Genomic DNA, 18,603 nt, shown 5'->3' with positions numbered 1-18,603 from the left:
ATACGGCCACCCCTGAGCGCGGCCACGCACGGATCACATGACGAGAATCACGGGGCGGCTCCCAGCCTCACCTGACACGCTGTGGCCCATGCGCCTCGTGTCCCAGTCCAAGAAGCTCGCGTCCGTCTGCTACGAGATCCGCGGACCGGTGCTCGCCGAGGCCAAGCGGCTCGAGGACGAGGGCCACCGGATCCTCAAGCTCAACATCGGCAACCCGGCGCCCTTCGGCTTCGAGGCGCCCGAGGACATCCTCGTCGACGTCATCCGGGCCCTGCCCACGGCGCAGGGCTACAGCGACAGCAAGGGCATCGTCAGCGCCCGCCGAGCCATCAAGCAGCACTACGAGGTCCGTGACTTCCCCCGCCTGGACATCGAGGACATCTACCTCGGCAACGGCGTCAGCGAGCTCATCGTCATGGCCATGCAGGGCCTGCTCAACAACGGCGACGAGGTCCTCATCCCCGCGCCGGACTACCCGCTGTGGACCGCGGCCGCGTCGCTGGCCGGCGGCACGCCCGTCCACTACGTCTGCGACGAGCAGGCGGACTGGGCGCCCGACCTCGACGACATCGCCGGGAAGATCACCGACCGCACCAAGGCGATCGTCGTCATCAACCCCAACAACCCGACCGGCGCCGTCTACCCGGCCGACGTTCTCGAGGGGATCGCCGAGCTCGCGCGCCAGCACCAGCTGATCATCATGGCGGACGAGATCTACGACAAGATCCTCTACGACGGAGCGAAGCACACGTCCATCGCCGCGCTCGCGCCCGACCTGTTCTGCCTCACCTTCAACGGCCTGTCCAAGGCCTACCGGGTGGCGGGGTTCCGGTCCGGCTGGCTCGCGCTGACCGGACCGAAGGAGCATGCTCGCAGCTACATCGAGGGTCTCGAGATCCTCGCCAACATGCGCCTGTGCGCCAACGTGCCGGCCCAGCACGCCATCCAGGTCGCGCTCGGCGGCTACCAGTCGATCAACGAGCTGATCCACCCCGGTGGCCGGCTCCTCGAGCAGCGCGACCGGGCGTGGGAGCTGCTCAACCAGATCCCCGGCGTGTCGTGCACGAAGCCGCAGGGCGCGCTCTACCTCTTCCCGCGGCTCGACCCGAAGGTCCACCGGATCCTCGACGACGAGCGGTTCGCCTACGACCTGCTCAGCGAGGAGAAGCTGCTCGTCGTCCACGGCACCGGCTTCAACTGGCCGACCCACGACCACTTCCGGATCGTGTTCCTGCCGCGCGTGGAGGAGCTCGAGGACGCCGTGGGGCGGATCGAGCGCTTCCTCTCGACGTACTCCCAGTAGCCCGTATGCCGCTGGGCCGGCTCAGGCGACCGAGCCGGCCCACCACTTCAGCAGGGCTCCGAGCAGGACGCCCCAGACGACGGTGAGCACGAGGGACAGGGCGATGGCGAGGGCGGCGTGGCGGCGCCCCTCCGGCTCGCGGGTCAGGCTGATGCCGCCCAGGGCGAGGCCGAGGAGCTGCGGCACGAAGCAGAACCCGAGGACGACCCCGGCGAACGCGGCGGCCAGCGCGGACCTCGCGAGCGGCGCCTCCGCCGCGAGGTGAACGCCCCCCTGCCGCGGTGGGGGATGATCGGCTGGAGTCACCCGTTCAGCCTAACGATGGAGATCCAGATGCCCGTCCGCTCCGCGGTCCCGAGGTCGGTGCGCAGCACCGCCGTGGCGGTGGCGTTCGTGGCTGTGCTGGGCGCCTGCACGGAGGAGCAGCCGGGACTGACCGACCTGCCGCCCGACGTCGCCCGGGCCCGGCCGACGATCAGTGCCGAGGAGGCCCGCTTCGTCCTCGTCGCGCGCGAGCGCGGGGCCTTCGTGACCGGCGCGACCGTCGATGACGACATCGAGACGGGGACGACGGTGTGCTGGGCCCTGCAGAACGGCGCATCGCTCCGCGAGATCGCCGTCGACGGGGCCGGGCGGCCGCTCGGCAACGACGGGGAGCAGTTGCGGACCAAGCAGCTCATGGCCGCCGCCGTCGACGCCCTGTGTCCCGACTACGACGACCAGGTCGCCCAGCTCGACCTCCCCTGATCCGGCAACCCGAGAGTGGCCGGCCGGAAGAACTGGCCCGACCTGCGGGTTGGCACCACCGTGACCACGACCCGCGCCCAGCTCAACGTCCTCGACCTCGTCCCGATCGCCGAAGGCGGCTCGGCCTCGGATGCCATCGCGCAGACGGTCGACCTCGCCCAGCACGCAGAGCGGTGGGGCTATGGCCGGTACTGGATGGCCGAGCACCACAACTTCCGCGGAGTCGCCTCCTCGTCGACGGCGGTCCTGATCGGGCACGTCGCGGCCCACACCTCGACGATCCGGGTCGGGGCCGGCGGCATCATGCTGCCGAACCATGCGCCGTACATCGTCGCCGAGCAGTTCGGCACCCTCGCGACGATGTATCCGGACCGGATCGACCTCGGTCTGGGGCGGGCGCCGGGGACCGACCCGGCCACCGCGCGGGCCCTGCGGCGCAACGAGCTCGCCGCGATGAACTTCGCCGCCGAGGTGGAGGAGGTCCAGGGCTACCTCGGCGACCCCGACCCCGGGGCCGCCGTGCGTGCCATCCCGGGGGAGGGCACCCACGTCCCCGTCTGGGTCCTCGGCTCGAGCCACGCGGGCGCCCAGGTCGCAGCGGCTCTCGGCCTGCCCTACTCGTTCGCCTCGCACTTCGCCCCCGCCGCGCTGATGAGCGCCCTCGAGGTCTATCGTCGCGGCTTCCACCCGTCACCCCGGCCCGCCGGCCTCGATGCGCCGCGCACCATGGCCGGTGCCAACGTCATGGTCGCCGACACCCGGGCCGAGGCCGAGCGTCTCTTCACCTCCGTCCTAGAGCGCTTCAGGGGGATCGTCACCAACCGGCGCAGTGGTCTGCAGCCGCCCGCCGAGCTGTCACCGGCTGAGCTGGTGGCGTCCTGGTCACCGGCAGAGCGGTCCGCGGTGACCGAGATGACCCGCGTCTCCTTCGTCGGCACACCTGACGACGTGCGCGGTCAGCTCGCCGACTTCACCCGGGCGACCGGCGTCGACGAGGTCATCGTCACGTGCGGCGCCTTCGACCCCGAGGCCCGCCGGCGGTCACTCGAGCTGCTCGCCGACGCCTGGCACTGACCGCGCACGAACCACCGATCACCGATCTGAGAGGCTGACCCCATGACCGACAAGGACCTGCGTCGCGTCACGCTGACGCGAGACACGATGGGCCACTACACGGTGCGCAACGAGCGCGGCGGCTCGATCACGACGAGCTCCGGGACCGAAGAGCTCTCACCCGTGGAGCTGCTCCTCGCCGGGATCGCCGCTTGCACCGCCGTCGACGTCGACACCGTGACGACGCGCCGCGCCGAGCCCGACAGCTTCGAGATCGAGGTGACGGCCGACAAGGTCAAGGACGAGCAGGGCAACCACCTCAAGGACATCGAGGTGACCTTCCGGGTCCGCTTCCCGGACGGCGAGGGCGGCGAGGCTGCGCGCACGATCCTGCCCAGCCTCGTGCGACGCTCGCACGAGGAGTTCTGCACCGTCAGCCGCACCGTCATGCTCGGGGCGAAGGTCACCTCGCGCATCGAGTGACCGTCCCCGGGGGCGCCGTGCGTGATCATCGCCACGCCTGACTCCGCAAGCCGATTTCGATGTCTCACCTGGCGGACACCCGCGCTAGGCTCCACGAGGCGTCCCGCCGGGCGCCCGACGAATCGGCTTCGACGTGAGGACAATTGATGGCCGGCCGCATGACCAGGGGGGCCGCCCGCGCGGGCATGGTCCTCGTTCTCCTCGGGCTGACCGGCTGCTCGGCCGGCGGCGCAGGAGCGGCCCAGAACCGCTCCCCGGAGCAGGTCGCGACCGACTTCGTGCCGCTTGCCGAGTCGGTCGTCGCCGCGACCGGCACCGCGGGCTGGACCTTCGAGGACAGCCGGCCCTGGGCCGCGGGTGACATCGGCGGCCTCCGCGGCCAGGCCTGCACCGGCCTGCCGGGCAAGCACACGCTCCAGCTGCTCCTCCTCGGACAGCCCGTCGCGGACGCCGAGGCAGCCGTCGCCGCCATGCGGAAGCACCTCGAGGAGCACGACTTCACCATCTCCGGCCAGTTCACCCCCGACTCCGCCGGCGCAGAGTTCACCGTCTCCGGCCAGCGACCCGACGGGGCCGCCGTCGACTACCGGGCGAGCGTGGCCGGCCAGACCCTCGACCTCGAGAGCGAGTGCTCCGCAGCCATCGAGCTCAACCAGAACGTCCCCGTCGGGCCCTGACCGCGCGCCCGCAAAGCCGGCCATCCGCCCCACCGCACGGCCGTATGCCGCTCAGCTCAGCGGCATACGGCGGCGTCCTCGGGCGGTGGCTGGGTCAGCCGGGCGGCATCGGGCGGACGGTGAGGATCTGCTCCGCGCGACCGACCGGTCCGCGCTCGTCGTGGAGGGTCGTCGACGTCAGGCCCATCCCGGTCGTGCCCATGGTGACCTGGGTGTCGAAACCGACCCAGCCTCGCACCGGCTCTCGGAAAAGGTGGATCGTCAGGTCGACGTTGGGGAACATCCAGTCCTGCGGGGAGGCCCGCACCGCAATGCCGTTCGCGGTGTCGACGAGACGGATCAGGTCGGCCGTCGGGGAGCCCACCTCGCCGTCGACGAGGGCGTGCGGCGTGCGGATCCACGTCCGGGTGCGCCCGGGGCGGCGCTCGGGGTCGGCGCGGAACTCGACGCCGCGGATGTAGCCGCCCGGCCACACGTCGACACCGCGCCACTCGGGGAACTCGTCCGGCCCCGGCATCGGCTCGAACTCCACCCCGGCCACCGGAGTGGAGTCATGCGCCGCGAGCCGCCAGGCGTGCGCCCGGACGACGTCGCGCCCGTCGACCGAGAGCGTCCCCTCGAGGAGCTCGATGCTGCGCCCCGGCCGGGTCGTGCGGACCGTGACCAGGCTCGGCCGGGCCGGGATCATCCCGAGGATGTCGAAGCTGACCCGCGCGAGCTGCATCTCGTCACGCGGCTCGTGCCGGTCGATGGCATGCGTGAGGAGACCACCGACCGGGGCCATGTGCTGCTCGTCGTCGCGCCACGCGCCCTGCACGTGGATCGTCGGTGCGAAGAGGTCATTGCCGAGTGGCCGGTAGAAGGCGGGGACGTCGACCTCGAGGGCGAAGGTCGAGTCGGGCGACCGGTCGGGGGAGGAGTCCTGCGTGCTCACGCAGCGAGCCTACGGGTGCCGGGTCGAGCGTCTATGCGGATGGGGGCCGGACCACTCCGAGGCCGAGGTCGACCATGCGCACGAGACGGGGGGTCAGCGCATCGATGGCAGTGCGTGGCAGGTCCCGGAGTGGGCCCTCGAGGGCCAGCATGGCGAGCCCATGGACCGCGGACCAGGCGAGCAGCTCCGCCCCGGGCCGCTCCGCAGCGGGCAGCACGCCGGTCGCGAGCATCTCATCGAGCTGGTCGGACAGCAGCTGGAACGGGGTGCGCCCGCACCCGCCGGCCGCATCGGGCGACGCGGAACGGCTGAGGTCCGTGGGGACGGCGAAGGCGGTGCGGAACAGGCCCGGCTCGGTCAGGGCGAAGCGGAGGTAGCCCACGCCGACGGCGCGGAACCGGGCCCGGGACCGCGACGCGGGGTCCCCGGCACCGTCGACCTCGCCGATGGCCTCGGCGATGACGTCGGCGGCTTCAGCCTGCGCTCGCGAGACGACGTCCGCCAGCAGCGCGTCGCGGTCGGCGAAGTGCCGGTAGGCGGCGTTCGCCGAGACCCCGACCCGCCGGGTCGCCTCGCGGAGGACCACCGCGTCCGGGCCGCCGGCACGAGCCAGGTCCAGTCCCGCCTCGAGCAGGGCCCGGCGCAGGTCACCGTGGTGATAGGTCTCGCGGGCGACGCTCACCCTCCCATCATGGCCGCCCCCGGGACAAAGGTGGAGCCGGCCCGCGGCGAGTGGGGCAGAGTAGCCCCGACAGCGAACCACCGATGGGGGACCGATGGACTTCCTGACCTATGCACTCGCCACCGTCGTCAACGTTGCCGTGGTGGCCGTCGTCACGCGCCGACTGCTCGGAGTCCCCGTCGGCTGGCCGAGGACCATCGTCGTCAGCCTGCTCATGCTCGGGACGTTCAGCGGCGTCGGCACGTGGATCACCGCGGCCCTGCACCTCGACCTGGCGGCCACCGACCAGGTGGCCGCGACGGCCGCGATCCTCGGGCTGACTGTCGGCTGGCTCCTCGCCGCGCAGGTCGCGATCCTCGCCGTGCTCGAGGCGTTCGTGCCGACCGGCACCCTGCCCGGCCCGGTCGCGCTCCTCCGCTCCGTGCCCCTCCGGCGCCGCCGGGCGGTCCGCTACTCGAAGATCGTGAGGATCGCCGCGGCCCACGGACTGTCCGCCTACCTGCGCCCCACGGGGGCCCGGGCCGCCGGTGACGTGCCGGCCTCCAAGGTCGCGCGGTCCCTCCGAGAGGCGCTGACCGAGGGCGGGGTCACCTTCATCAAGCTCGGCCAGATGCTCTCCTCGCGGCCCGACCTGCTTCCCGAGGCCTACGTGCGCGAGCTCTCGTCGCTGCAGAGCAACGTGCCGCCGGCGCCCTGGCCGCAGATCCACTCGGTGCTCGCGCGGGAGGTGGGCCGGCCCCTCGCCGAGGTCTTCGAGCACGTCGACGAGGTGCCGGTGGCGGCGGCCTCCGTCGCCCAGGTCCACCGCGCCCAGCTCATCGGTGGCGAGGAGGTCGTCGTCAAGATCCAGCGGCCGGAGGCGCGCCGCCAGGCCCTCGCCGACCTGGACATCGTGCTCCGGCTCGGGGCCTGGCTCGACCGCACGACGGGCTGGGGGCGCCGCCTCGGTGTCGACGGACTCGCCAAGGGCTTCGCGCGGTCCCTCGAGGAGGAGCTCGACTACCGAGTCGAGCTTGGCAACATGCGCGCCGTCGCCGAGGGAGTCGCGCGGGCGGGGTTCCCCCGGGTCACGGTGCCCCGGGCACGCGAGGACCTGTCCACCTCGCACGTCATCGTGATGGAGCGGATGAGCGGCTCGCCCGTGTCCGCCGCCGAGCCGGTCCTCAGCCGTTTCAGCCCGGCCGAGCGTCGGCAGATGGCCGAGGACCTGCTCGGTGTCGTCCTCCACCAGGTCGTCATCACCGGCGTCTTCCACGCGGACCTGCACCCGGGCAACATCTTCGTGTCCGAGGAGGGCGGGCTGGGGCTGCTCGACCTCGGCGCGGTGGGCCGGCTCGACCGCGGCGCCCGGACGTCGATCGGGCTGCTCCTCGCCGCGGTCGACCGGCAGGACTCCCTCGGGGCCGCGGACGCGCTGCTCGACCTGCTCGACCGGAGCGAGCACCTCGACGACCGGCGGCTCGAGCGCGAGGTCGGGCAGCTGATCCTGCGGCACGGCTCGGGGCTGTCGTCCGCCGGCAGCGCGGCTCTCTTCGTCGACCTCTTCCGGCTGGTCCTCGACCACGGCTTCGCGGTCCCGTCGCAGGTGGCCGCCGCCTTCCGGGCCCTCGGCTCCCTCGAAGGAAGTCTTCGGCTCATCAGCCCCGGCATGGACCTCGTCGAGGCCGCCCGCGAACAGGGCCGCGGCCTGGTCACCCAGACGATGACCCCGGCGGCCGCCAAGGAGACGCTCGAGGCCCAGCTGGCCAGCCTGCTTCCCGTCATCCAGCGCCTGCCCCGGCGCATCAACAAGATCACGGAGGACGTGGAGGCCGGTCGGCTCACCGTCAACGTCCGGGCGCTCGGCGACCCGCGTGACCGGGCCTTCATCACGGGAATCGTCCACCAGGTCGTCATGACGGCCCTGGCGGCGGCGTGCGTGCTCGGCGGCATCCTCCTCGTCGCGTCCGACGGCGGCCCGATGATGACCCCGACGGTGGAGCTCAACTCGTTCCTCGGGTTCACCCTGCTCTTCTTCGGCTTCGTCCTCGGCAGCCGGGTGCTCGTGCTGATCTTCCACCAGCACCGCACGACAGCCGACGCGCTGCGCTCCGACTGGCGCCGCTGACCGGCGCGGCCGCTGCGCCCGCGCGGCCGCTGCGCCCGCGCGGCCGCTGCGCCCGCGCGGCCGCTGCGCCCGCGGAAACGCAACACACCGAGTTCCGTGCAACACACCCGGATCCGATCCCGGTGTGTTGCACGCAACTCGGTGTGTTGCGTCGGTCAGAGGCCGAACTGCCCCGCCGTCGCCCGCACCGCGTCGGCCGACCGTCGCAGGCCGGCCAGCTCCGCCTCGGTGAGCGGGACGTCGACCGCCTCGCCGGCGCCTCCCGCGTGGACCAGGGTCGGCACGGACAGGCACACGTCGCTGATCCCGTGGTAGTCCTCGAGGAGCGAGGACACGGGCAGGATGCGCCGCTCGTCGTTGACGACCGCCTCGATGATGCGCGAGGCGGCGAGGCCGATGGCGTAGTTCGTCGCGCCCTTGCCGGCGATGATCCGGTAGGCCGAGTCGACGACGTCGCGCGCGATCCGCTCCCGGTCGTCGGCGCTGAGCGGGCCGCGGCCCTCGAGCCCCTTCCACTCGAGCAGCGGGACCGAGGCGATCGACGCCGAGCTCCACAGGGGGAGCTCGGAGTCCCCGTGCTCGCCCGCGATGTAGGCGTGGATGTTCTGCACGGCGACGCCGGTGTGCTCGGCGAGGAGGAACCGCAGGCGCGACGAGTCGAGCACCGTGCCCGAGCCGAAGACGCGCTCCCGCGGTAGCCCGGACGTCTTCAGGGCGGCGTAGGTGACGACGTCGACCGGGTTGGTCACGAGCAGGTGCACGGCGTGCGGGGCGACCCGGACCAGCTCGGGCATGAGCCGGCGGACGAGCGCGATGGTCGTGCCGGCCAGCTCGAGGCGGGTCTGGCCCGGCTTCTGCTTGGCGCCGGCGGTGAAGGCGATGACGTCGCAGTCGGCGAGGACGTCGACGTCGTCCGACCCGACGACGTGCGCCATCGGCATGAACTGGATGCCGTGGCCGAGGTCGAGCGCCTCGGCCGACACCTTGGCGGCGTCGATGTCGTAGAGCGCGACGGTTCGTGCCGCGCCCCTCATCAGCGCCGCATAGGCGAGGGTCGCGCCCACCGCTCCGGCTCCGACGATGCCGAGCTTGGTGGTCCGCCGACGTGGGATCTCGGTCAAGGCTTCCTCCGGTTCGGGGCGGCACGGGCCATCGGGGCGACCCGCGGGCGCAGGACGCCTGTGCCACCCTAGTCGGCATGGCGGTGCCCGAACCGGTCCTGACGGCGGCTCGATCGGCGAGACGCGTCGTCGTGCTCACCGGCGCGGGGATGTCCGCAGAGAGCGGTGTCCCGACCTTCCGGGACGCGCAGTCCGGCCTCTGGGAGCGCTACTCGCCCGAGGAGCTGGCCACGCCGCAGGCCTGGCGCCGGGACCGGCCCTTCGTCTTGGCCTGGTACCTCTGGCGGTTCGGTCTGGTGTCCACCGTCGAGCCGCACGCGGGTCACCGCGCGGTCGCCGGCTGGGCCGGGGCAGACGGCCCCGAGGTCGCGGTCGTCACCCAGAACGTCGACGACCTCCATGAGCGAGCGGGCAGCTCCGAGGTCGTCCACCTCCACGGAGCCCTCGCGGACTGGCGGTGCGAGGACTGCGCGCAGCGCTACGACGGCCCCCTGCCCTCCGTGGCAGAGGGCGTGGACCGCGTCGAGCCACCGCGGTGCGGCGCGTGCGGCGCGGCGATCCGCCCCGGCGTCGTCTGGTTCGGGGAAGCGCTCCCGCTGGGCCCGTGGTCCGAGGCGGTGGCCCGGGTCGAGGACGCCGACCTCGTCCTCGTCGTCGGGACATCGGGCATCGTCCACCCGGCCGCCGGCCTGCCGGCCATCGCCCGTGCCGCGGGCGCGGTCGTCGTCGAGGTCAACCCGGTCGAGACCGAGGTCTCCGACGTGGCTCATCACGTCTGGCGGGAGACGGCGGCGGTCGCGTTGCCGGCCCTCGTCGAGGCGGCGCGGCTGCCTGAGCGCTGAGACGACGAGCACGTCGTTTGGGCGATCGACCCTATCAGGGCGTACCGTTGGTTACGGAAGCGTAGGTTACGGTCGCGGAGGTTCTGCATGGATGGGCACCGAGCCCCTGTCGTCATACAGGGCGGAATGGGCGTCAACGTGTCCGCCTGGCCGCTGGCCCGAGCGGTCTCGCAACGGGGCCAGCTGGGGGTCGTCTCGGGCACGGCGCTCGACGCGGTCCTCGCCCGCGGCCTGCAGGACGGCGACCCCGGTGGCCACCTGCGCCGGGCCCTGGCCGCCTTCCCCGACCAGGAGATGGCGCAGCGCGCCCTCGACCGCTACTTCATCGAGGGCGGACGGGCGGCCGGCACCTCCTACCGCCCCAATCCGACCCTGACCATCAACCCCAGCCGCGGCGCGGTCGAGATGTCCGTGCTCGGCAACTTCGCCCACGTCTGGCTCGCGAAGGAGGGGCACGACGGCATCGTCGGCATCAACTTCCTGGAGAAGGTCCAGATGGCGACGCCGTCGGCGGCGCTCGGCGCCATGGTGGCCGGCGTCGACTACGTCCTCATGGGCGCGGGGATCCCCCGCGAGATCCCGCAGCTGCTCACCGACTTCGCGTCGGGCCGTCCGGGCACGCTCACCATCGACGTCACCGACGCGACCCGCACCCACACGAGCACGGTCGACCCGGTGGAGGTCCTCGGGGCGCACCTGCCGGTGCTGCCCCGCCCGAAGTTCCTCGCCATCATCTCCCTGCACAGCCTTGCCGGTTACCTCCACCGCGACGAGTCGATCCGGCCGGACGGCTTCGTCGTCGAGGGCCCGGTCGCGGGCGGGCACAGCGCGCCCCCGCGCGGCCAGCTCACGCTCGACGACGACGGCCAGCCCATCTACAGCGAGCGCGACTACGCGAACCTCACCGCCATGGCGAAGATCGGCCTGCCCTTCTGGCTGGCCGGGGCCTACGGCACACCGGAGCGCGTCGCCGAGGCCGTCGAGGCCGGCGCCGCGGGCGTCCAGGTCGGCACGATCTTCGCGCTCTGCGAGGAGTCCGGGATCACCCTCGACATCCGGCGCCAGCTCCTCGGTGGGCTCGCGGCCGGCACGCTCGTCGTCCGCAACGACCCCGCCGCGTCCCCGACGGGCTTCCCGTTCAAGGTCGCGAGCCTCCCCGGCACCCTGTCGGAGCCCGACGAGTACGCCGCCCGGCCCCGCCTCTGCGACCTGTCCTACCTGCGCGAGCCGTTCGAGCGGGTCGACGGGTCGGTGGGCTACCGCTGTGCCGCAGAGCCGGTGGACGCCTACGTCAAGAAGGGCGGCTCGCTCGAGGCGACCCTCGGCCGCAAGTGCCTCTGCAATGCGCTGATGGCCGATGTCGGCATGGGGCAGCACCGCCGTGACGGTTACGACGAGATGCCCGCCGTGACCCTCGGCCAGGACCTCGACGGCGCGCGCCGCCTCCTCGAGGCGCACCCGAGCGGCTGGTCCGCCACCGAGGCAGTCGACTTCCTGCTCGCCCACGTCACCGTCGCCTGACGCCACCTCCCGTCGGCGGCGAGCCCAGCGGCATACGGCCACTGCGGTCGTATGCCGCTGAGCTCGCTCCCAGCCCGGTCGTCCTCCTCCTAGGGCTGGCTGAACAGCTCCCTCAGGCACTCGTGGAACATCACCGTGTGGACGTCGACGTCGTCGCGAGTGGTGGACGGTGACATGAGGGCCATGTTGTGGAAGGGCGTCAGGAGGATGCCCCGGTTGAGGGCGTAGAGGTGCAGGTACTGCTGCAGCTCGAAGTCGTCGGCTGCGTGCGCCTCGTGACCGTTGCGCGGCGGTGCGGGTGAGAAGGCGTACTCCGCGCGCGCACCGAGGCGGGTGACGTGCCAGGGCGCGCCGACGGCATCGATCCCGGCCTGCACCCCCTCGGCCCAGGCCTGCGCCAGCAGGATCATGTGGTCGAACGCTGCCTCCGTCATGACCTGCTCGAGCGTCGCCCGCATCGCCGCCATGGACAGGCCGTTGCCTGCGAGGGTGCCCCCGATGCCGCCCACGTCGATGTCCTCGAGGTCGGCCGACCGCGCGATCCGCTCGGCCACCTCGTCGGTGAACCCGAACGTGCCGCACGGGATGCCGCCTCCGATCGACTTGCCGATGACGAGGAGGTCCGGGTGGAGGCTCTCCGCCCCGGTCACGCCGCCCGGCCCGGCGCAGATGGTGTGCGTCTCGTCGTTGACGAGCAACGCGCCGTGCCTCGTGGCGAGCTCGCGGACGGCCTCGTTGTAGCCGTCGTCCGGCAGGACGATCCCGATGTTCGTCAGCGCCGGCTCGACGAGGATCGCCGCGACGTCGCCCTCGGCGAGGGCCCTCTCGAGGCCGTCGACGTCGTTGAACTCGACGACGCGCGTGGTCTGCGCCGGGTCGACGGGAGGACCGATGTTGCTGCGTCGGGAGGTCGTCCGGCCCCGGGAGTCGAGCGTCGCGAACGCCTCGTCGACGGACCCGTGGTAGCAGTAGTCGTGGACGACGACCTTGCGGCGACCGGTGAGATGCCGGGCGTACCGGATCGCTTGGCGGTTCGCATCGGTCGCGGTCAGGGTGAACTGCCAGTAGGGCAGGCCGAAGCGGCGGGCGAGCTCCGTGGACACGGCGATCGCGTCGTCGGTGGGCAGCATGGTCGTGATGCCCCTCGCGAGCTGGGCCGTGACGGCCTCGACGGTGGCCTCGGGGGAATGGCCCATCATGGCGCCCGTGTCGCCCAGGCAGAGGTCGATGTGGTCGATGCCGTCCACGCACGTGAAGTGGGCGCCCGCGGCCCGCTCGACGAAGACGGGGTGGTCTCCCGGCCACTTGACCATCCAGCTCATGGGGACGCCCCCGGGCAGATGGGCGCGGGCCTGCTCGGCCAGTGCCGCCGACCGGGGCCGAGCGGCACGGAAGGTGTCCAGCTCCCTCGCGTGCAGCGCGGACAGACGGATGCGGTCGAGGGACGCGTAGTCGGTCATGTGGCTCATCGTGCCCAACGGACCGCCGCTGCGGAAGTGGTTGTCCACACGGGCCAGCACGACTGATTTCGAAGGTGAAGTCAGGTTGAGGGACGAGATCGGTCGAGCCAGCATCGTCAAGCGGCGCGAATCGCGGCATACTTCCGCCTATGCCCCCGTCCGACTACCGCGGTCTCAGCCTGTGGCACGACACCGTCGGCGAAGAGCTCACCCCCCGGCCGGCCCTCGCCGGAGACCTCGATGCCGACGTGGCGATCATCGGCGCCGGCTACACGGGGCTGTGGACGGCCTACCACCTGGCCCTCGCCGACCCCGGGACGCGGATCGTCGTCATCGACAAGGAGATCGCCGGGTACGGCGCCTCCGGGCGCAACGGCGGCTGGTGTTCCGCGCTGTTTCCCACCTCGCTGCGGCGGATGGCCCTCGACCGGGGCCGTGCGGGCGCGGTGCGCATGCAGCACCTGCTCAACGCGACGGTGCCCGAGGTGGGCCGGGTGGCGGCGGCCGAGGGTATCGACTGCCACTTCGACCAGGGTGGGTCCCTGTCCGCCGCGCGCAACCCAGCGCAGCTGGAGCGGATCCGCGCCCACGTCGCCGACTACCAGGCGTGGGGCTTCGGCGCGGACGACCACCGCCTTCTCGACGCCGGCGAGGTGCATGAGATCGCCGCGGTCGACGGAGCCCTCGGCGGTTCCTGGACCCCGCACTGCGCGGCGATCCACCCGGCGCGACTGGTCCGCGGGCTGGCGCGCGCCGTCGAGCGGCGCGGCGTGACCATCCACGAGCAGACCGCCGCGACCGATGTCCACAGCCGCCACGTCGTGACCCGACACGGGACGATCCGCGCCGACCACATCGTCCTCGCCACCGAGGGCTACACCGCGACCATCGCCGGGCGACGCCGCGCCCTCGCGCCCGTCTACTCCCTCATGACGGCCACCGAGCCCCTCCCGGAGGAGGTGTGGGACCAGATCGGGCTGCGCGACCGGACGACGTTCGCCGACAACCGCCACCTCGTCATCTACGGCCAGCGCACCCGGGACGGGCGGATCGCCTTCGGTGGCCGGGGCGCCCCCTACCACTACGCGTCGAGGGTGTCCCCGGCCTACGAGCGCGACGACCGGGTCCATGCGACGCTGCAACGGGTCCTCGTCGACCTCTTCCCGGTCCTCCGAGACGTCGCGTTCACGCACTCCTGGGGCGGCAGCCTCGGCGTGCCCCGGGACTGGTACCCATCGGTGCGCCACGACCGGCGCACCGGACTCGCCTTCGCCGGGGGCTACGTCGGTGACGGGGTCGCGACGTCTGCGCTCGCGGGTCGCACCCTCGCCGCCCTGATCCGCGACGACGACCCCGACGATCTCGCCTCCCTGCCGTGGGCGGGCCGGACCTCCCGGTCGTGGGAGCCCGAGCCGCTGCGCTGGCTCGGCGTCAATGCCGTGACCGCGCTGATGGGTGCCGCTGACCGGTCGGAGCAGCGGTCGGGGCGGCCGTCGCGGGCAGCCGCCGCCTTCTGGACCGCCATCGGCCAGTAGCCCCCCAGCGCCTCAGGCCGATCGAAAGAGCAGTTCGCGACGATCGAAAGAGCAGTTCGCGACACGTCGCGCCCGGGTCACCCCGGCGCGACGTGTCGCGAACTGCTCTTTCGATCAGGTGTCGCGAACTGCTCTTTCGATCCTCAGGAGGTGGCGGGGCGGAAGGCGCCGTCGACGAGGACCGGCACCGCCTGGCTGACGTCCACCTCGCCCGCCATCCGAACGTCATCCGCGAAGCCCATGTCGACCAGCTCCCGGCCGCTCGCGCACGCCTCCAGCGACGACGGCACCCGCTCCTGCACCCATGACCAGGCCGCCAGCGCCACGGCGGCCTCGGCGCTCGGCAGCATCGGACCCGCGCGGTGCTCCAGCTTGGTGACGATCGCGTCGACGATGGCGCCGGCACCCCAGAGGTCATCCGCGGCCGGGCGCAGGCTGCCGTTGGGCCAGCGCTCCCCGGCGGGCACGACGATCACCGCGGGGTCCCCGACGGTCCCCTTCCGTCCGGCGCCGACCGCCAGGGCGTCGAGCTTGCCGATCACCCAGGCCGCCACCGCGGACCGGTTGCGCAACGACCCGGCCGCGACGACGGCGCCCGCCCCGTCGAGCAGGGCGCTGATGGTCGAGCCGTTCGGAGACGGCAGGACGAGTCGCTCGACCGAGCCGGCGGCATCGCGAATCGCCCCGGGCGACAGGCTGACTCCGCCATGCCTCGCAGCAGCGGCGCGCCCCAGGGCCAGCTCGGCCCGGTGCTCCCGGGCGAACGCGGCCGCCGAGTCGTCCTTCCACCGGTAGGGCCAGACCGTCATCCCCGCGTCGACCGCCACCGTCACCGCCGTCGTGAAGCTCAGCACGTCGATGACGACGGCGACGACGGGACCGCGCTCAGCGGCATACGACACGAGTGCCTCAGCCCCGACGGGACCCCACTCGACGCGGATCGTGCCGTCGTCCTGACTCCAGCTGTCACGCACGGGAGTCGAGCTCCTTGACGAGTCTGGCGGGCGCCGTGAGCCGGTAGGACCCGTCGACGAGCTCGGCGACCTCGTCCCAGTCGACGCGTTCGGGGCCGCCCGTGAGGTGGAAGCTGAGGCCGAGCCACCCCGTCGCCCCGACATAGGCGGGCACGAAGAACCGCTCGTCCGCGAGCAGCGCCTCGTGCTCGCTCGCGTCCGGCAGGAAGAGGAGCGCTCGCCGGGCGACGGGAGAGAAGTGGTCCCCCTTGATCGAGCCGCCGAAGATCGCAAAGACCTTGCGGGTGAAGAAGTTCGGCCGGCCGTGGGATACCTTCTCCTGCGCCTCGGGGAGCGCGAGGCAGATCGGGCGCAGCCGCGCGAGATGGGGATCCGTCTCGTCGAACATCACGGGATGCGACATGCCTCCACGCTACGCGAGGGCGTATGCCGCTGAGCTCGCCGGGCGCTCCCCGCGCCGTCGAGGGGGTGGCCGGGTCTCAGGCGCTGCAGGCTCCGCCGCACCCGTCCGGCCCGCACCCGCCGCACCCGCCGCCGGACATGGCGGGCTCCCGGGCCTCGTCCTTGGCTGTCCACGCCTGGGCGAGGGCCTGCTCGAAGACCTCGGTGGGCTGGGCGCCGGACACGCCGTAGCGCCGGTCGAGGACGAAGAAGGGGACGCCGGTGATGCCGAGCATCTTCGCGGTGGCTTCGTCGCTGCGGACGTGGTTGCCGTAGTCATCCGAGTCGAGCATCGCGCGGACGGCGGCCGGGTCGAGGCCGAGGTCGGGGGCGAGGTGGACGAGGGAGTCCCGGTCCCCGATCGCGAGGCCCTCGGCGAAGTAGGCGCGCATGAGCCGGTCGTGGGTGCGGCCGGCGAGCTCCGGGCCCCCCACCTCGGCCGCGAGGTGCACGAGGCGGTGCGCGTCGAAGGTGTTGCCGTGGCGGGCCCGGCGCCAGTCGAGCTCCAGCCCGAGAGCGGCTGCCTCGACGGCCAGCCTCTCGTGCTGCGCCGTGGCCTCCTCGCGCGAGGTGCCGTACTTGGCCGCGATGAGGTCGGGCAGGTCGTGCTCGACGACCGGGTCGGCGTTGCGGTCGAGCTCGAAGCTGTGCCACTGGACCTCGACCTCGTCACGGTGCTCGAACTGCTCCAGGGCCAGCTCGAAGCGGCGCCGCCCGAGATAGCAGTAGGGGCAGACGATGTCGGTCCAGATGTCGATCCTCACGACTCGACAACCTATCTCCTGCCGGCTGGCGGGGCGCTGGACGTCCACCGACGGCGGGCCGGCCGGGCGCGCGCCGGAAACGGGGCGCGGGGCGGCGCCTGTCGTGCCTAGGGTGGCCTCATGCCCTCCACCGCGATCTCCGCCCGGGCCTGGCCGGCTCGGTGGTGGCACCTGTCGGGGCCGGGGCTGTTCTTCGCGGCTGCGTACTTCCTCATCTCGATGTCGCCGAGCCTGCTCCCGCGGACCTGGTACTACCAGGGCGTCATCAGCGGGCTGTGCGCGGCGGCCGGTTACGGCCTCGGGGTCCTGGTGGCCTGGGTCGTGCGTGCGGTCGCCCGCCTCATCGAGCTGCGGGTCTCGGTCAGCCGCGAGACCGAGCACTTCCTGCGCGTCGCGTTGCCGATCCTGAGCGCCGTCGCCGTCGTCGCCCTCACCGTCTCGAACGTCCGCTCGCAGGGCCGGACGGCCGAGTTCCTCGGGCTGAGGCCCCTGCGGCCGGTCGACTGGCTCGGCGCGATCGCGCTCGCGGTCGCGCTGGCCGTGCTGCTGCTCGGGATCGCCCGCGGCCTGCGCCGGGCGACCCACCGGCTGGCCGAGGCGGCCGGGCAGGTGCTGCCCCGCACGCTCGCCTCCATCGTCGCGGTGATCGTCGTCGGGACGGCAACCCTCTGGGTCTCCGACAGCGTCCTCTTCCACCGCGGTATGCAGGCGATGGCCGCGAGTGCCGCGCAGGTCAACGCGCGGCAGCCAGCGGGCCGGTCGGCCCCGACGTCCGTGTTCGTCTCCGGGGGGCCGGGGTCGACGCAGAGCTACTCGAGCCTCGGCTTCCAGGGGCAGCTGTTCGTCACGAGTGTCTCTCGCGCCGTGCAGATCCAGGCGGCGACCGGGCGGCCTGCCAAGGAGCCGATCCGGGTCTATGCCGGTCAGGGTGACGACCGGACGATCGAGCAGGTCGCCGACGCGGTGGTGGCCGAGCTGCACCGCACCAGGGCCTTCGAGCGCAGCGTGCTCGCGGTCATCACGACGACCGGCACGGGGTGGGTCGACGACTGGTCGACCAAGTCGATCGAGTACCTCGCCGGTGGCGACAGCGCCGTGGCCGCGATGCAGTACAGCTACGTGCCGAGCGCGGTGGCTCTCCTGACCGACCGTGAGACGCCGCGGGAGGCGGGGCGCGTCCTCTTCGACAAGGTCCACGCCGAGTGGTCGAAGCTGCCCGAAGGGCGTCGCCCCCGGCTCGTCGTCGGCGGCGAGTCCCTCGGGTCCTACGGCGGTCACGCGGCGTTCGCGGACGCCGACGACATGCTGCGCCGGGCCGACGGCGGGGTGTGGGTCGGCACGCCGACCTTCACCCGGATCCACGCCGAGCTGACCGGTGCCCGCACACCGGGGAGCCTGGAGATCGCGCCGGTCATCGAGGACGGCCGGCACTTCCGCTTTGCGACCAACGCGGAGGAGCTGACCCACGACTACTACGGGCGCGACTACGGCGAGTGGGCCTTCCCCCGCTACGTCTACGCTCAGCACCCGTCCGACCCGGTCGTCTGGTGGAACCCGGCCACGCTCGGCGCCGAGCCGGACTGGCTCCGGGAGCCGAGGGGTCGGGACGTCAACCCGGACGTCACGTGGATTCCCTTCGTCACCTTCTGGCAGCTGACCACGGACATGGCCGTGGGTCACGACCCCGCTGACGGGCTGGGGCACCGCTACGGAGCGGAGCTGGTCCCCGCCTGGGGTGCGGTGCTGGGCGGCGAGCCGGACGCGGACTACTCCCGCATCATCGCCGGGGTGCAGCAGGCGGTCCACCGCGCCCGGTGACACCAGCTCGTATGCCGCTGGGCTCGCTCCCCTCCCACCCTCACTCGAGTGGCCCCTCAGTCCACAGCCCGGACGCCGCTCGGCGAACCTCCGGCCCCCACCCTCACTCGAGTGGCCCCTCAGTCCACAGCCCGAGGGGCG

Annotated in this window: 18 protein-coding genes; 10 read left to right on the top strand and 8 right to left on the bottom strand. The window is 72.6% G+C overall.

Features of this window, described 5'->3' with window-relative positions; translation table 11 throughout:
* Window positions 1–88 precede the first annotated feature (88 nt).
* Window positions 89–1,303 carry a pyridoxal phosphate-dependent aminotransferase gene (locus ABWV20_RS05400; RefSeq protein WP_353353801.1) on the top strand — a complete coding sequence of 405 codons (1,215 nt, stop codon included), beginning with the start codon at window positions 89–91 and terminating at the stop codon, window positions 1,301–1,303.
* 21 nt (window positions 1,304–1,324) lie between these two features.
* On the opposite strand, the gene ABWV20_RS05395 is transcribed toward ABWV20_RS05400, so the two are convergent.
* Window positions 1,325–1,609 carry a hypothetical protein gene (locus ABWV20_RS05395; protein ID WP_353353800.1) on the bottom strand — a complete coding sequence of 95 codons (285 nt, stop codon included), beginning with the start codon at window positions 1,607–1,609 and terminating at the stop codon, window positions 1,325–1,327.
* A 27-nt stretch (window positions 1,610–1,636) separates the two neighbouring features.
* Here ABWV20_RS05395 and ABWV20_RS05390 point away from each other — a divergent pair, with 27 nt between their 5' ends.
* From ABWV20_RS05390 to ABWV20_RS05375, 4 genes are all read left to right on the top strand, one after another.
* Window positions 1,637–2,050, top strand: a complete 414-nt coding sequence (locus tag ABWV20_RS05390) for a DUF732 domain-containing protein (RefSeq protein WP_353353799.1) — start codon at window positions 1,637–1,639, stop codon at window positions 2,048–2,050.
* Window positions 2,051–2,110: 60 nt separating this feature from the next.
* Entirely contained in the window at window positions 2,111–3,124 is a 1,014-nt protein-coding gene (locus ABWV20_RS05385; protein ID WP_353353798.1) for an LLM class flavin-dependent oxidoreductase, read from the top strand.
* A gap of 42 nt (window positions 3,125–3,166) precedes the next feature.
* Window positions 3,167–3,586 carry an OsmC family protein gene (locus ABWV20_RS05380; RefSeq protein WP_353353797.1) on the top strand — a complete coding sequence of 140 codons (420 nt, stop codon included), beginning with the start codon at window positions 3,167–3,169 and terminating at the stop codon, window positions 3,584–3,586.
* A gap of 146 nt (window positions 3,587–3,732) precedes the next feature.
* On the top strand, window positions 3,733–4,263 hold the full coding sequence (locus ABWV20_RS05375; protein ID WP_353353796.1) for a hypothetical protein: 531 nt from the start codon (window positions 3,733–3,735) through the stop codon (window positions 4,261–4,263).
* Between the two features lie 94 nt (window positions 4,264–4,357).
* Here the strand turns inward: ABWV20_RS05375 and ABWV20_RS05370 are convergent, their stop codons facing one another.
* Both ABWV20_RS05370 and ABWV20_RS05365 read right to left on the bottom strand, forming a co-directional pair.
* Window positions 4,358–5,197 (bottom strand): thioesterase family protein, encoded by an 840-nt coding sequence (locus ABWV20_RS05370; RefSeq protein ID WP_353353795.1) that lies wholly within the window; start codon window positions 5,195–5,197, stop codon window positions 4,358–4,360.
* 31 nt (window positions 5,198–5,228) lie between these two features.
* Window positions 5,229–5,879 carry a TetR/AcrR family transcriptional regulator gene (locus ABWV20_RS05365; RefSeq protein WP_353353794.1) on the bottom strand — a complete coding sequence of 217 codons (651 nt, stop codon included), beginning with the start codon at window positions 5,877–5,879 and terminating at the stop codon, window positions 5,229–5,231.
* Between the two features lie 94 nt (window positions 5,880–5,973).
* Here ABWV20_RS05365 and ABWV20_RS05360 point away from each other — a divergent pair, with 94 nt between their 5' ends.
* Window positions 5,974–7,986 carry an ABC1 kinase family protein gene (locus ABWV20_RS05360; protein WP_353353793.1) on the top strand — a complete coding sequence of 671 codons (2,013 nt, stop codon included), beginning with the start codon at window positions 5,974–5,976 and terminating at the stop codon, window positions 7,984–7,986.
* Between the two features lie 155 nt (window positions 7,987–8,141).
* Here the strand turns inward: ABWV20_RS05360 and ABWV20_RS05355 are convergent, their stop codons facing one another.
* Window positions 8,142–9,107, bottom strand: a complete 966-nt coding sequence (locus tag ABWV20_RS05355; protein WP_353353792.1) for an L-lactate dehydrogenase — start codon at window positions 9,105–9,107, stop codon at window positions 8,142–8,144.
* A gap of 77 nt (window positions 9,108–9,184) precedes the next feature.
* Between ABWV20_RS05355 and ABWV20_RS05350 the strand changes: the two genes are divergently transcribed.
* Both ABWV20_RS05350 and ABWV20_RS05345 read left to right on the top strand, forming a co-directional pair.
* Complete coding sequence (locus tag ABWV20_RS05350) at window positions 9,185–9,949, top strand: SIR2 family NAD-dependent protein deacylase (protein WP_353353791.1); 765 nt, start codon at window positions 9,185–9,187, stop codon at window positions 9,947–9,949.
* Window positions 9,950–10,075: 126 nt separating this feature from the next.
* Window positions 10,076–11,470, top strand: a complete 1,395-nt coding sequence (locus ABWV20_RS05345) for a nitronate monooxygenase (protein WP_353353790.1) — start codon at window positions 10,076–10,078, stop codon at window positions 11,468–11,470.
* Between the two features lie 89 nt (window positions 11,471–11,559).
* Here ABWV20_RS05345 and ABWV20_RS05340 read toward each other — a convergent pair whose 3' ends face one another.
* On the bottom strand, window positions 11,560–12,930 hold the full coding sequence (locus ABWV20_RS05340; protein ID WP_353353789.1) for an aspartate aminotransferase family protein: 1,371 nt from the start codon (window positions 12,928–12,930) through the stop codon (window positions 11,560–11,562).
* 149 nt (window positions 12,931–13,079) lie between these two features.
* Here ABWV20_RS05340 and ABWV20_RS05335 point away from each other — a divergent pair, with 149 nt between their 5' ends.
* A complete protein-coding gene (locus ABWV20_RS05335) occupies window positions 13,080–14,465 on the top strand; it encodes an NAD(P)/FAD-dependent oxidoreductase (protein ID WP_353353788.1) in 1,386 nt (461 codons plus the stop codon).
* A gap of 143 nt (window positions 14,466–14,608) precedes the next feature.
* On the opposite strand, the gene ABWV20_RS05330 is transcribed toward ABWV20_RS05335, so the two are convergent.
* From ABWV20_RS05330 to ABWV20_RS05320, 3 genes are all read right to left on the bottom strand, one after another.
* Window positions 14,609–15,439, bottom strand: coding sequence for a 2-phosphosulfolactate phosphatase (locus ABWV20_RS05330; RefSeq protein ID WP_353353787.1), 831 nt, complete (start codon window positions 15,437–15,439; stop codon window positions 14,609–14,611).
* A complete protein-coding gene (locus ABWV20_RS05325; RefSeq protein ID WP_353353786.1) occupies window positions 15,432–15,842 on the bottom strand; it encodes an MmcQ/YjbR family DNA-binding protein in 411 nt (136 codons plus the stop codon). Before ABWV20_RS05325 ends, ABWV20_RS05330 begins: the two co-directional genes overlap by 8 nt.
* A gap of 76 nt (window positions 15,843–15,918) precedes the next feature.
* On the bottom strand, window positions 15,919–16,644 hold the full coding sequence (locus ABWV20_RS05320) for a DsbA family oxidoreductase (protein ID WP_353353785.1): 726 nt from the start codon (window positions 16,642–16,644) through the stop codon (window positions 15,919–15,921).
* Window positions 16,645–16,764: 120 nt separating this feature from the next.
* On the opposite strand from ABWV20_RS05320, the gene ABWV20_RS05315 reads away from it, so the two are divergent.
* The gene (locus tag ABWV20_RS05315) at window positions 16,765–18,462 is read left to right on the top strand and encodes an alpha/beta hydrolase (protein WP_353353784.1); all 1,698 of its coding nucleotides are present in this window, start codon (window positions 16,765–16,767) and stop codon (window positions 18,460–18,462) included.
* Window positions 18,463–18,603 lie beyond the last annotated feature (141 nt).

Origin of the sequence: Intrasporangium sp. DVR, assembly GCF_040365325.1 — a bacterium.
Lineage (GTDB): Bacteria > Actinomycetota > Actinomycetes > Actinomycetales > Dermatophilaceae > Intrasporangium.
Note: the sequence above shows the minus strand (reverse complement) of the source record. Positions and strands in the feature narration are given on the sequence as shown.

Excerpts from the sequence above, each read along its gene's own strand:
- ABWV20_RS05400 (WP_353353801.1), top strand. The coding sequence starts at position 89 with ATGCGCCTCGTGTCCCAGTCCAAGAAGCTCGCGTCCGTCTGCTACGAG.
- ABWV20_RS05390 (WP_353353799.1), top strand. The coding sequence starts at position 1,637 with ATGCCCGTCCGCTCCGCGGTCCCGAGGTCGGTGCGCAGCACCGCCGTG.
- ABWV20_RS05380 (WP_353353797.1), top strand. The coding sequence starts at position 3,167 with ATGACCGACAAGGACCTGCGTCGCGTCACGCTGACGCGAGACACGATG.
- ABWV20_RS05375 (WP_353353796.1), top strand. The coding sequence starts at position 3,733 with ATGGCCGGCCGCATGACCAGGGGGGCCGCCCGCGCGGGCATGGTCCTC.
- ABWV20_RS05360 (WP_353353793.1), top strand. The coding sequence starts at position 5,974 with ATGGACTTCCTGACCTATGCACTCGCCACCGTCGTCAACGTTGCCGTG.
- ABWV20_RS05350 (WP_353353791.1), top strand. The coding sequence starts at position 9,185 with ATGGCGGTGCCCGAACCGGTCCTGACGGCGGCTCGATCGGCGAGACGC.
- ABWV20_RS05345 (WP_353353790.1), top strand. The coding sequence starts at position 10,076 with ATGGGCGTCAACGTGTCCGCCTGGCCGCTGGCCCGAGCGGTCTCGCAA.
- ABWV20_RS05340 (WP_353353789.1), bottom strand. The coding sequence starts at position 12,930 with ATGACCGACTACGCGTCCCTCGACCGCATCCGTCTGTCCGCGCTGCAC.
- ABWV20_RS05335 (WP_353353788.1), top strand. The coding sequence starts at position 13,080 with ATGCCCCCGTCCGACTACCGCGGTCTCAGCCTGTGGCACGACACCGTC.
- ABWV20_RS05325 (WP_353353786.1), bottom strand. The coding sequence starts at position 15,842 with ATGTCGCATCCCGTGATGTTCGACGAGACGGATCCCCATCTCGCGCGG.
- ABWV20_RS05315 (WP_353353784.1), top strand. The coding sequence starts at position 16,765 with ATGCCCTCCACCGCGATCTCCGCCCGGGCCTGGCCGGCTCGGTGGTGG.